Here is a 13534-nt window from a genome sequence, read left to right as displayed (position 1 = left end):
AGTTGGTTTCCCAACCGAGTTTACTCCCTCTGTCTTAAAGTCCTAGATAAGCCTCAACCGCTGCTTGCATATCAGCAGCTGCTACCCTTGTCTTGTGACGAACAGGAGCTGTCTCAAGCCCATCAACTGCAGGTGGCACAGCCACTCCTGAAATTTCATGTAATTGAGCCAAGGCTTCAAAGTCAGTTAAGCCTGTTTTTCCTGTTACCGCTTCTACGGCAACTACTGGGAACTTGTATGGACTAGCTGTTGAAGCAATCACTGTCTTAGTCGCATCACCAGTAGCAGCTTGGTATTTTCTATACACTGCTGAAGCAACCGCTGTATGAGGGTCCTCGATATAAGAATCTGACTCATAAACACGCTTGATTTCTGCTGACGTTTCTTCCTCAGTCGCATATTCAGCTACAAAGAGCTCCAAAATCTCTGCATCAAAGTCTGTCAACTCATATTGTCCTTGCGTGTTCAAAGCATTCATAAGTTCAGCTGTCTTTTCAGCATTATTTCCCAAAAGATGGAAAATCAAACGCTCTAAGTTTGAAGACACCAGAATATCCATAGATGGACTAGTTGTTACCTTAAACTCACGTTTCTTGTCGTAAACTCGTGTTTTAAAGAAGTCTGTCAAGACATTGTTGTCATTTGAAGCACAGATTAATTTACCAACTGGTAGGCCAATTTGCTTAGCATAAAAGGCCGCCAAGATATTTCCAAAGTTTCCTGTTGGTACTGTGAAGTTAATCTGTTCACCAGCCACAATCTCACCAGCCTTGACCAACTGAGCGTAGGCATAAACATAATAGACAATTTGTGGGACCAAACGACCAATGTTCATAGAGTTAGCTGATGAAAATTGCAACTTGTTGCTGGCCAATTTTTCCCGAAGAGCCACGTCGTTAAACATGTGCTTCACATTTGTTTGAGCATCGTCAAAGTTACCGTCTATAGCGATAACATGAGTATTATCGCCAGTCTGAGTAGTCATTTGCAACTCTTGTACCTTGCTGACACCATCCTTTGGATAAAAGACGATGATCTCAGTACCAGGTACATCCGCAAATCCTGCCATAGCAGCTTTCCCAGTATCACCAGATGTCGCTGTCAAAATGACGATTTTGTTCTCCAAGCCATGTTTCTTAGCAGCAGTCGTCATAAAGTATGGCAAGATAGACAAGGCCATATCCTTAAAGGCAATCGTTGAACCATGGAAAAGTTCCAAGTTATATTGCCCGTCTAATTTCACTAATGGTGCGATAGCTGGAGTATCAAACTTGCTATCGTAAGCATTGTTGATACAGTAGTCCAACTCCTCGGCTGTAAAGTCATCTAAAAATGCTGATAAAACTAACTTAGCCACTTCTTGGTAAGAAGCATCTTTCAATTTGTCAAAGTCCAAATCTACCTTTGGATAAGTAAGCGGTGTAAACAAACCACCGTCCGTAGCCAAACCTTGCAAAATAGCTTGGCTGGCAGTTACTGTATTGTTGGCATCACGCGTTGATTGATAAACTAATGTCATTACTCTCTATCCTTTATCTATAGTCTCTTCCATTATATCATGATTTTTCAGAAAATTCTCCCTTTATAAAAGAAATTATAGTCCCAATTCTTCTTTCAAAGGCTGTAAATAGCTCATTTCTTGCTTATTTCTCATCTTCAGCCCTTCCTCAGCTAGCAGGACTAAGTCTTTGGAAAATTCAATAATCGCAGTTTTTTCCTCAGCTATAAGATTTTTTTTAGAAAATTGCCGTCTTAAAAACTTATAATTTCTCCCAAATGCTTTAAAGAAAGGTGCTGTTTCTAAGTAAGCTTCTAACTTGTCTAAATGAACCAACAATCCCAAGTGAAAAACTGCTGAAGCGAAGGTGCTATCTAGAGGTTGAGTACACACACTACGAAACTCAACCGTTCCGCGAGTCGTCAAGTCCTGGTACTGGTAACTACGATGAGTTTCAAAATCCTTCTCTTGAGGGTAAATAAGAATCTCATCCCCATTAAGAGCATATGCTTGGATTTCAGATGTAGACAAATATTCCCTAGCCTGAATCGGATAAAAATAATAGGTTTGCCCATCACGTTCCGCAGTAAAAATTACAGAATGATCTAGATAGTCAAAAAAATCATCTTCATCATCAAAGAGCCTAGCATTGACACCGACGTTCTCTGGATAGATACCATGCATCGATTCTTCCCAGAAAATATCCCTTGAAATTTTCGTATCCCAATCCTCACCTGTAAACTCAGAGTTTGCAAATAAATAAGCCTTAGCCCCTTCAATTTGGGTAAAAGCATTAATCACTCGTAAGTAGTTAGACTTTGAAACATCCAACTGAACCTGACTCCCACAGATAAAAGCAGCATATTCAGGGAAATGATGTAAATCTGACTTAGTAATATTTCTACTCAAATTCAAATAATCCATCAACATCTGATAGCGTGGGGAAGCCACTGGTTGATTCTCGTTCTCCTCCCAGTATGGATGGATACCAGAACCAACAATTACATGATTAGATTCAACCAACTTTTTCTGAATCATAGCCATATAGAAGTTAAAGCGTTCTTCAACCTCCTGGGTAGATTCAGCCTTTCCGAATGCAATCTCAATTGTCGTATAAGAACCTCGAATAAGATCGTATCTTGGCTGACTGGATCAAGTAACTGAATTGGATTTCCAAAATCATCCACTTTTTCGATGGTAAAGCCCAGTACTGATGGTAAATATCGCAACAGCTCCCTAACAACCTCGATATCCGTAGCATTGCCCTCTAAATTCACAACAGGATACTCCAGCTCAATTTCCACAAATAAATCAGGCTTCTTTTCTAAGTAACGTTTCTTTAGTAATTCAACAGGCCGAGACATTAATCACCAAACTTTTTCATAATCAAAATAAATTGTGAATAAGTAATATTATAGCAAAAATCTAAGCAAAAAAGATTGGAATGGCACTCAAAAAAGAAAGGACGAAATTCGTCCTTTCTCGATCTTAGCTGACTTCAACCCACTACAGTTTACAAAGAGCCGAATTCTGAATGTCAGATAACTCGTTTTGTTCGCTTTTTATATTTGAGGTTAGACTTTTGTCTCAGTCTCTTCATCTTCTGTATAGTCAGCGTTGACTTCTACACTACTATAAAATATACTGTAGCACTTTTCAACTACCCTTTTGTACCACCCTTGGTTAATCCAGATACAAAGTTCTTTTGTAGGAAGAAGAATAGGATGGAAATAGGGACAGCAATTAGGATAGCTCCAGCTGCAAAGAGAGTTATTTTTTGATTTTTAGCATCAATAATAAACGTTTGAAGCCCGACGGCTACTGTGTAATTTTCTTGTGAACGAAGTAAGAATTTTGCCAGTATGAAATCACCAAATGGTCCCATAAATGCCCATAAGGCCTGTACGGCAATCATAGGTTTTACCAGTGGGAGGACGATTTGGTAGAAGGTCTTGAAATGCCCAGCTCCGTCCAGTTTGGCAGATTCATCAAGATCATAAGGGACAGTGTCAAAATACCCTTTCATGAGCCAAGCATTCATCGGAATACCACCGCCTACGTAAATCAGAATTAGGAACCAGTAATGATTAAGGGCATTGAAGAGCCATGCCATAACGAAGTAAGCAGTCAAAGCAGCCATGGTAGGAACCATTTGAATAACCAAGAAGAACAGCAAACTTTTCTTACGGCCGACAAAGTTATATCTACTGTAGGCATAACCTGTTAATGTAATAACAGTTACTTGAATGAGCATCGTGAAGAAGGCAACAATCAAAGTGTTCATATACCAACGACCATATAGAGTTTCTGTAAACAGTCTTCGGAAATTCTCTACCGTCCAGTCACCATCCAGAGTGAAAGTGAAGGAAGTGATATTACTTGGTCGAAAGGCTGAACTAACAGTTACTAAAATTGGAAACAGGATAATAATTGCCAGTAGAACAAGATAAGCGTAGGTAAAGAATTGAGTGAGAAATCGATTACGCTTTAGGGAACTTTTTTGAAACTTTCCTGTCATTTATCGGTCCTCCATATCAAATGCATTGAATTTTTTAAAGGTGATGAGGGATACAGAGATGACAATCAGTGAAATAATCAAGGTGACAGCAGACGCCATTGAAAATTGAGGTGAAGTCTGAGTAGTCAACTTGTAAATCCAAGAAATCAAAATATCTGTAGAACCTGCACCGCCACCAACGCTACCAGGTCCACCGTTATTAAAGAGGTAGATGATAGAGAAGTTGTTAAAGTTGAAAGTATATTGTGAAATAAAGGTTGGAGCGGCTACAACTAAAATCATTGGAAGTGTAATTTTCCAGAATTTTTGCCAAGCGCTAGCACCATCAATAATAGCTGCTTCATATAAATCAGATGGAATTGATTGTAGTATACCAGATACCAAAATATAGATATAAGGGAAACCAAGCCACCCCTGCACCATTACAACAGCTATTTTTGTCCAAGTAGGATCTGTTTTCCAAGGAACAATCCCAAAGTCAAGGAATGGTAATATTTTCTCAATGAAAGGTAAAACTTGCACATTCATTGCACCAATAGAGTCATTGAAAAAGTTTCCAAAACTCATAATAGAAATAAAGGCAGGCACAGCCCAAGGTAGGAGGAAAATAACCCCGAAGATACGTTTGAACTTGATGAATGGCTGATTTGCAATGATAGCAGTAAATACACCTAATACAATTTGTAAGGTAGAAGCTGCCAACGTCCAAATAAATGTCCAAGATAAAACAGACGAGAAGGCACTACGGAAGGTGCTTAGCCCGACCATATTCACAAAATTTTCGAAGCCAACCCAATCCAGTAATTTTTGTGGAGGGATATGTCTAAAGTCGTAGTTTGTAAAAGCGATAAAGACTGTAACCAATACAGGAAAGACAATAGCAAATGTCATGGCTAAGTAAGCAGGAATTGTCAATAAATAAGGGAAACTGTTCTCGTAAATTGTTTGCAGAGTTTCCTTGGCTGTCATAGGAACTTTCATTCCTTGATTGAGCATTTCAGCGGTCTTTTTTGCATCCCTCATACAAATAATATGGACGATAATCATTACAAGGAAGAGAATCAGCTGCATTGCACCCTTGATTAATAGGAATAGGGAGTGATCAATGACAGGTGTATCCCCGAGAGTGATTAATCCTTGGATAGCAGGGATACCAAAGGTAACTATTTCAATTAATTCAAGAAAGAAGACAGTAAGGAGGAAAGCTCCCTTCGCCTTCTGTTTGTTATAGAATTGCCCCAGTCCTAGAATGAGGGAAAGCCACATGGCTACCCGAGGGTTATGTTGTTTTTGTTCCATCGCGTCTCCTTTCTGAAACTACGTATTTATTCTTTTAATGTAACGGTGGTAGCCTTATCTTCTGTTTTAAAGCTGTTGTAATCGCTTTTCCATGCAACATTGCCATTGCTATCTTTCTTGACAAATTGATATTGAATGTCTGTGTTGCTTGGAAGGCTAACATCGTAGAACCAGTTAGGGTAACTCGCTATTGATTGTGTTTGGTTAAAGAGAGGCCCAATTGCTTTATTGACATCCCCACCACCTAATTCAGGAACATTTCCGACTAGATATAGCTGTTCTCCCCATGATGTTGATAAGTTATTGATTTTCAAACGTACAGGAACTTGTTTGCCAGACAACACTTCAAAGTTTGCGAAAGCGTTGCTGTGTGTACCTTCACTAATTGTTGCTGAAATAGCATAAGAACCGGCGGTTAGTTGAGGAACTTTCACTTTGATTAAAGTATTGTTCCACTCAAGCACTTGTGCGTTCGTATCGTTGAAGGATACAGTTCCAGCTTGTGTACCAAAACCTTGTCCTGTTAATACGATTGTGTTGCCAGGTAAGCCCATTGAGGTGTCTACATCGGCTAAGTTTAATTCTTGCCCTTTACCCTCAAAGGTCCAGACAGCAACTTCACCAGGAGATAATTCAAAGTCTTGAACAGTTCCAGATGAAGAAACGACTAATTCGGAACCGCCTAGGATGCCATCCAATTTATCTGAGTATTTTCCATCTGGTAAATCCGTATGTGCGCCTGTAATTTGGTAAGAACGAGATTGGTTTTTATTAACAGCAACCAACGCAACATGGTCACCGAATTTTCTCTCGAAAACAAGGACATCTTGGTTAATCCAACGTTCTTGCGTATTTCCGTAAGCCAGACCTTGATTGCTCTTGCGGAGTGGTGCTAACTTGCTGATGACTTGGTAAGCTACCGAATTTTGATCAAAGCTAGTCATGTCTCCGCGATTAGCTGGGTCATCCTCACCTTGTGCGTACTGCTCACTACCGTAGTAAAGATTTGGAACGCCTCTTGAGGTCAGCAAGAGAGCATAAGCCTGATGTACAGCTGTTTGATTCCCGTTAACTATAGTTGAAAAACGCTTCATATCGTGATTATCAATGAAGGTAACTTGGTCACTGACTTCTTCGTAATCGTTCTCTGTTACTTTTAAGACGTTGTAGAAATCTGTCATTGAGGCTGAAAGATTAGTATACAGATTTCGAACGGCATTTGCAAATCGGAAGTCAAGTAGACTCATACCACTAGTATTAGCAAACTGTGACATTGCTGGATCATTGTCAGTTCCTCCGACAAACCATTCACCAAAAGCAAACACATTATGCTTTTCATAGATGCTACTCAACCAGTTTTTCTGCCAACCAAGAGACATATGTTTAACAGCATCTACTCGAATACCATCTACTCCCATGTCTAACCACAATTGAATAGCATCCTTCATATAGTTATCAACTGTTGGATTGAGATTATTCAAGTCTGCGAGACCATAGAGGCTGTGATAAATGCCATTCTCTAAATCAGGTTTGTCTGACCAAGATTCATGATTGAAGATATTTTCGCTGTCGCTACTAAATTTCCCAATTAATTGTCCATCTCGGTAAAGAGCTCCATCTTCTGGAAATGTGAACCCTTGATATTCAGCAGTTGATGTGTGGTTAGGTGCAAAATCGATGACAATTTTGATACCATTTTGATGTGCTACGGTCACTAATTCTTTGAAATCTTCCATGCTACCAAAGTGTTGGTTTGTACGAAAAAAATCTTTAGCCCAATAACCATGATAAGCAGCACTTTTTGAAGATGGGTCAATAACTTCAATATTTTCTACAGGTGAAGAAATCCAGATTGCTGAAATTCCCATTTTGGTCAAATAGCCATCTTTAATTTTTGAGATAATTCCCTGCCAGTCGCCTCCGTGATATTTACGAGGGTCAGCCTTATCGAATAACTCTCCTTGTGCATTGTTACTAGTATCGCCATCAGCAAATCGGTCTGTGACAATTTGGTAGATAGAATCAGTTGAGAAGTCTGCTTTATTTGTGACGGCATTTGCTTCATCAGCTTGTACAGTACTAAAGAGAGTGGATAGTGCAATAGTTGCTAGAGCAGAAATGATGTATCTCTTATTTTTTTTTATAGTTGTTTTCTCCTAGAGAGATGATGAGTGTATTAAGAAACCATTTTTCTTTAATTTATTATTAGAGAAACCATTTTCTACAATCACATTTTCTGCATATACCCCGACCTCCTCTTCCTCTCCATTGTTTATGAGTAGTTCTAAGGTGTGCTCCTTAGAAGTCCGTTTTAGCGACAGGAGATTGCTGTTAGCAGTGATTGCTATGTCTCCAATTTGGATAAGGCTATTTTGTTTTAAGGTGATAATCTGCTTCATTTTTGATAACAGTTCGCGGTTCCAACTGGTTTCATCCCAATTAAAACCTCTACGGCAGTCAGGGTCATAGCCCCCTTCCATTCCTAATTCAGTACCGTAATAGAGGCAGGGGATGCCTGTAAAAGTAAAAAGAAGAGCGGTAGCAGCCAACAGTTTATCAACTGATTTGTTAACTTGTGTGAAGAAGCGGTGTGTATCATGTGAATCTAAGAGATTGAGATTCATACGATTGACCGCATCAGTATTTCTCATGAGAATGTGATTTAGTCGTTCCGCCATACCTTGAGAGGATAAGTTGTTGTTTGCAAAATAATCTAGGCAAGCTTTGGTGAATGCATAATTCATAATGCTATCATATTGGTCACCTTGTAGATACGGGTACGCATCATGCCAGTTTTCACCAATAATAATGAGATTTGGATTAATTGCTTTGACAGTTTTTCTAAATTGTTTCCAAAAATCGTGTGAGACTTCATCCGATACATCTAGGCGCCATCCATCTAATTGGAATTCTTGTGTCCAATAGCGCGTGATTGCTAGTAGGTAATCTTGGACTTCAGGGTTAGAAGTGTTCAATTTAGGCATTTGTGCCACTGCTCCAAAGGTTTCATAATTGAGATTCTCTTGATCTATGTGGTCGCCGTGAATCATGAACCAATCAAAATAGACAGATTTCCTCCCTTTAGAAAGGACGTCCTGAAACTCTGGGAGTAAGTCACTACTATGGTTGAAGACAGCATCTAAAACAATTTTCATATCTAGGGCATGCAAGTCGTCAATCAGTTGTCTCAAACTGAATTTGCTACCAAAATGTTTGTCTACACTATAGTAATCGTTGATATCATATTTATGATTACTGTTGGATTGGAAGATAGGAGTCAAATAAATTGTATTAACCCCTAATTCTTTGAGGTAAGATAATTTTTGGCGAATCCCTTCCAAATCCCCCCCAGCCAAACTAGTTGGCAATGGTTTAGCTGTCCAGGCCATGTTGATGTATGTATCGTCTTTCTCCATATCGCCACGGAAAAAGCGGTCAACAAAGATTTGATAAAAGACGGCACCATCTGCCCAATCAACTACCCGATGGACATCGACTGGATTGATGTAAGGCATTTGGAAAAAGTCATAAAAGGCATAATCAAAGTCATAGGTCTCTGTGATCCCACTTTCGCTAAAATAGTAGATTTTTCCATCCTCTTCAAACTTAAACACATAAGCTAAACGCAAATCTCTCAAGGTTAATTTTACTTCATAATAGGCATGGAGATGATCTATGTATTTGAGTGTCAGTTTTTTTTCTTCTTGTTCAAGATGGTAACGGTATTTGTTGCCATAAACGAGAGAAAAACGAAGATGTTTGTCTTCTTTAGCGACTCGTAAACGAATGACTACTTCGTTGTCGGAAGTGGCAAAACAATATCTAGAGTCTGGAATATGCAAAAATCCTGCTTTGTTCATAGTAGCCTTTCTTTTGGAACTGTTCAATCTTTTCTCTCCTAACTAAGGTAGTTTAGCAAAGAGAAAAAGCTGAACAAAAATATATCTGAATCAGCTTTTTGTTGGTAATACAGAACACTTGACTAGTGCGATGTCTTTACGAACTTATTCGGCGTATTTTTGTTCAATCGTTTCTTTAATAGCCTTTATTGCTTCCTTAGCAGCGTCTTTAGCAGCTTTCTGACCTGAAGCTACATCAAAGAACATTGTAGCTGCAGGGTTCCAAACTTCCGCCATTTCAGGAATGTTTGGCATTGGCTGAGCATCAGCAAATTGTGCGATAACAGCTGAAGTCAACTCATTTCCTTTTTCTGAAGCATAAGTGCGAGCAAGTGTGTTTGCTGGAATTTCTTGAGTATTGTCGTAGAAGGCTTTTTGATTGTCTTTGTTTGTTACGTAATCAAGGAATTTTTGAGCAACTTCCATGTTTTTGCTGTAGTTTGAAACAACCCAAGCTTTACCACCACCGAAGGCTTTGTATTTACCGTTGTTTGGAAGTGTTGGAATAGTTGCTACACCATAATTGACCCCTGCTTCTTTCAATGAAGCAGCTGCCCAAGGTCCGTCAATAATAGCAGCTGTTTTGCCTTTTGTAAATTGTTCAGTAATAAAATCCCCTGCCTTGGTAGGATCTTGCATACCTTGAGGCCACACATCATACCAAGTTTTAGCGTATTCAAGTCCTTTGATAGCACCATCGTTGCCAAGACCGACATCTTTAGGATCTGTACCATCTTTACCAAAGACATATCCATCATAACCGGCTAGCAATCCGTATGCAAAGTAGAAGTCAGTCCACTTTGCAAGGAAACCAGTTGCTTTACCGTCTTCACCTGCAAATGCATATTTTGAATCTTTTTGAAGAGTTTCTAACTCAGAAAATGTTTTGGGCGCTGCAGAAATCAAGTCCTTGTTATAGTAGAGAACAAGCGTCTCAATAACAGCAGGAGCTCCGTATACTTTACCGCCTAAAGTTACCAAATTTTGAGTTGTTTTATCAAACTGTTCTTTGTTGCCGAGTGATACTTCAGCAATTTGTCCATCTTTACCAAGTCCCCCAACGCGGTCGTAAGGAGCAATAAAGACATCCGGAGCTGCACCAGTTGGTCCATCAGTAGACAATTTGTCTAGAGTATCAATCATACCTTCTTCTTTTACGTTGATGGTTACACCATTGTCTTTTTCAAATTTTTCTTTGATACTCTTGATGTACTCAACGTATCCTTTGTCAACAGAAACTGTCAGAGTCTTAGAATCTGACTCAGCTTTTTTATTAGAAGAACTACCACATGCAGCAAGAGTTGCTACAGAAGCAAGAGATAGAGTGCCGACAGCTAATTTTTTCCAATTCATAATAATTGGACCTCCTATTATTATTAGAAATGCTTGAGCGGTAGCGCAAACATTTTCTTTAGATGACAATAGTATATCACAAGGAGAAAACGTTTGCAAGTGTTTTCTGATATTTTTGAAAATATTTTTTATAGCTACTGTCTTATTTCTTTTTTACTTAAAGCCCTTGATATACTTGACAAAGAGCCTTTTATTTTTATTTCACAGTTTCTTTCAAAGCATCTACTTTATCCAAACGTTCCCATGGAAGGTCAATATCTGTACGTCCCATGTGTCCATAAGCCGCTGTTTGACGGTAAATTGGACGTTTAAGATCCAGCATTTGGATAATTCCTGCAGGGCGAAGGTCGAAGATTTGACGCGCTGCTTTTTCAAGTTGGCTTTCAGCTACAGTTCCTGTACCGAAAGTATCGATGCGAACAGAGACAGGCTGCGCCACACCGATGGCATAGGCCAATTGTACTTCTACTTTCTTAGCAAGACCTGCTGCCACGATATTCTTGGCAATGTAGCGAGCCGCATAAGAGGCTGAACGATCCACCTTCGTCGCATCCTTACCAGAAAAGGCTCCGCCACCATGACGAGAATAGCCACCATACGTATCCACGATGATCTTACGACCAGTCAAACCTGAGTCTCCTTGAGGTCCACCGATTACAAAGCGGCCAGTCGGATTGATGAAGAATTTTGTTTGCTCATCTAAATAAGAAGCTGGAATAACCTCTTTGATGACCTTGTCAATCACATCTTTGTGGATTTGTTCATTAGTAGCTTCTGGGTCGTGCTGAGTTGAAATAACGACTGTGTCCACACGTACTGGACGATCATTTTCATCGTACTCAACCGTAACTTGTGATTTGGCATCTGGGCGAAGATAGCTGATTTCACCAGACTTACGAAGTTCTGCCAAACGACGAACCAGCTTGTGGCTGAGTGAGATTGGCAATGGCATGAGTTCTTCTGTTTCATCCACTGCAAATCCAAACATGAGACCTTGATCTCCAGCTCCAATCAAATCAAGCGGATCTTGATCCGCATTTCCACGGACTTCCAAGGCTTCGTTAACACCTTGGGCAATATCCGGCGACTGCTCAACAAGCGATGGATGAACTCCAACTGTTTCCGCAGAAAAACCATATTCTGCATTCGTATAACCAATCTCTGCAATGGTATCACGAACCACACGGTTGATATCTACATAAGCATTTGTAGAAATTTCACCAAAAACGTGGACAGAACCAGTGTATACAGCTGTCTCAGCAGCAACATGCGCCTCTGGATCCTTTGCTAAAATAGCATCCAAAATCGCATCTGAAATTTGGTCTGCAATCTTATCTGGATGCCCCTCAGATACAGATTCAGACGTGAATAATTTACGTTCTGACATAAAAATGTCCCCCCTTAAAAAATATTGTTATAGAGTTACAAAGTACTGATAGAAATTTCTACCATCTTATCGGGACTATATAACCTTATCATTATACCACTTTTTACTCATTTTTGCATTCTTTTCGATAACTTATAAAATAACGTTACAAAAAGGAGCCATTCAGCTCCAATTTTGTTCTTAAAATGTTTGGCGTTTAGCTTTTCGCTCTGCACGACCGCGAGCACGATTTTCCGCACGCTTTGTTTTACGACGTTTTTCATCAACCGCCCATTGAATCTTCTTCTTATAGCCCGGTTTGACTTTTTTCTTTTTCTTTTTGACCAAGCCAATCATTTCAATATCAAGTTTATCCTGCTTCTTTTCACGATTAGCACGACGATCACGGTCGTAGGTATCTTGAAACTCTCCGTCTTTGACCATCTTAGGATTAAACTTGATCCCTAATTTCTCCAACTCACGGATATCCGAGTCATCACTTGGCTGGTAAAGGGTAATAGCTGTACCAGGTAGACCGTTGCGCCCAGTCCGTCCAACTCGGTGTACAAAGAAGGACAAGTCTTGCGGAATGGCATCATTGATAACATGGCTGACACCTTCAATGTCAATTCCACGCGCTGCCAAGTCCGTTGCGACAATGTACTCAAAATCCAGATTTTTCACCTGATTCATGATCCGCTTGCGTTCACGAGGAGCAATCTCTCCATGAATCTTTGCTACCTTCAATCCTTGAGCAGTCAAGTAGGCATGCAATTCATCAGCACGTGTCTTAGTATTGACGAAAATCATTGCCAAATAAGGCTGCATCAATTGAGTCAATTCATAAATCTGAGTATTCTTGTCACGACCCTTAGTCGAAATCAACCAATTATCAATCGTATCTGAGATGACTGTCTTGGTCTTGATTTTCTCCATGACAGGATTTGACAAGTATTTTTTCAAGAATGGTTGCAACTTTTGTGGAATAGTCGCTGAGAAGACCATGAATTGCAGGTCTTTTGGAAGGCTGCCAGCAATCTTATCAACCGTCTCCAAGAATCCCATATCCAAGGTCATGTCTGCCTCATCGACCACAAAGGTCTTGGCCTTGTGAATAGCCAAATCACCGGATTTAACCAAGTCGTAGATACGGCCTGGTGTTCCAATAACAATATGAGGCTGATTGCTTGCCAATTTCTCAATCTGGCGCGCCTTATCCGTACCACCCACATAATTAACCACACGAACTTCCACTTCAGAGTGGGCAGCGATTTGACGGACTGCTTGGTAGATCTGAGTAGCCAACTCACGACTTGGAGCAGTAATGATCGCTTGCACACTATCGCTAGCTTCATCTAATTGTTGAAAAATCGGTAACAAGAAAGTATGAGTCTTACCCGAACCTGTTTTTGATTCACCGACTAGGTCACGACCTGCCAAAACAATAGGAATCAACTTATCCTGCACCTCTGTTGGAGCTGTAAATTTTAACTCCTCCAAGGCTTCTCTAATATAGTTCTTAAATTGAAATTTCGTAAATGACATAATATCCTCGATTCTATCTATCCTATCGATTATACCATATTTTATTTCATTTCAGT

At 39.8% G+C, this 13534-nt stretch carries 8 protein-coding genes and 1 pseudogene; all 9 read right to left on the bottom strand.

All coding sequences use genetic code 11. The features are described from left to right. Positions 1–34: 34 nt before the first annotated feature. The 9 genes and pseudogenes from thrC to OVN21_RS00085 all read right to left on the bottom strand — a co-directional run bounded on the left by thrC (position 35) and on the right by OVN21_RS00085 (position 13478). Positions 35–1519, bottom strand: coding sequence for a threonine synthase (thrC, locus tag OVN21_RS00125; protein ID WP_267246802.1), 1485 nt, complete (start codon positions 1517–1519; stop codon positions 35–37). Positions 1520–1594: 75 nt separating this feature from the next. After that, a pseudogene (locus OVN21_RS00120) lies at positions 1595–2862 on the bottom strand (gamma-glutamylcysteine synthetase). 296 nt (positions 2863–3158) lie between these two features. After that, positions 3159–4016 carry a sugar ABC transporter permease gene (locus tag OVN21_RS00115; protein WP_138338528.1) on the bottom strand — a complete coding sequence of 286 codons (858 nt, stop codon included), beginning with the start codon at positions 4014–4016 and terminating at the stop codon, positions 3159–3161. Beyond that, positions 4017–5315: a sugar ABC transporter permease gene (locus OVN21_RS00110; protein WP_267246801.1), complete on the bottom strand. Its 1299-nt coding sequence runs from the start codon at positions 5313–5315 to the stop codon at positions 4017–4019. Between the two features lie 26 nt (positions 5316–5341). Further along, the gene (locus tag OVN21_RS00105; protein WP_267247276.1) at positions 5342–7417 is read right to left on the bottom strand and encodes an alpha-amylase family glycosyl hydrolase; all 2076 of its coding nucleotides are present in this window, start codon (positions 7415–7417) and stop codon (positions 5342–5344) included. Between the two features lie 54 nt (positions 7418–7471). Next, positions 7472–9175 (bottom strand): glycoside hydrolase family 13 protein, encoded by a 1704-nt coding sequence (locus OVN21_RS00100; protein ID WP_267247275.1) that lies wholly within the window; start codon positions 9173–9175, stop codon positions 7472–7474. Between the two features lie 144 nt (positions 9176–9319). After that, entirely contained in the window at positions 9320–10573 is a 1254-nt protein-coding gene (locus tag OVN21_RS00095) for an extracellular solute-binding protein (RefSeq protein ID WP_275543852.1), read from the bottom strand. 190 nt (positions 10574–10763) lie between these two features. Next, on the bottom strand, positions 10764–11954 hold the full coding sequence (gene metK, locus OVN21_RS00090) for a methionine adenosyltransferase (protein ID WP_267246800.1): 1191 nt from the start codon (positions 11952–11954) through the stop codon (positions 10764–10766). A 180-nt stretch (positions 11955–12134) separates the two neighbouring features. Continuing rightward, positions 12135–13478: a DEAD/DEAH box helicase gene (locus tag OVN21_RS00085; protein ID WP_267246799.1), complete on the bottom strand. Its 1344-nt coding sequence runs from the start codon at positions 13476–13478 to the stop codon at positions 12135–12137. Between the last annotated feature and the right edge of the window lie 56 nt (positions 13479–13534).

Origin of the sequence: Streptococcus sp. Marseille-Q5986 (genome assembly GCF_946902915.1) — a bacterium.
In the GTDB taxonomy this organism is placed as follows: domain Bacteria; phylum Bacillota; class Bacilli; order Lactobacillales; family Streptococcaceae; genus Streptococcus.
The sequence above is the reverse complement of the archived record's forward strand: the minus strand, read 5'-3'. Positions and strand labels throughout refer to the sequence as shown.

Excerpts from the sequence above, each read along its gene's own strand:
- thrC (WP_267246802.1), bottom strand. The coding sequence starts at position 1,519 with ATGACATTAGTTTATCAATCAACGCGTGATGCCAACAATACAGTAACT.
- OVN21_RS00115 (WP_138338528.1), bottom strand. The coding sequence starts at position 4,016 with ATGACAGGAAAGTTTCAAAAAAGTTCCCTAAAGCGTAATCGATTTCTC.
- OVN21_RS00110 (WP_267246801.1), bottom strand. The coding sequence starts at position 5,315 with ATGGAACAAAAACAACATAACCCTCGGGTAGCCATGTGGCTTTCCCTC.
- OVN21_RS00100 (WP_267247275.1), bottom strand. The coding sequence starts at position 9,175 with ATGAACAAAGCAGGATTTTTGCATATTCCAGACTCTAGATATTGTTTT.
- metK (WP_267246800.1), bottom strand. The coding sequence starts at position 11,954 with ATGTCAGAACGTAAATTATTCACGTCTGAATCTGTATCTGAGGGGCAT.
- OVN21_RS00085 (WP_267246799.1), bottom strand. The coding sequence starts at position 13,478 with ATGTCATTTACGAAATTTCAATTTAAGAACTATATTAGAGAAGCCTTG.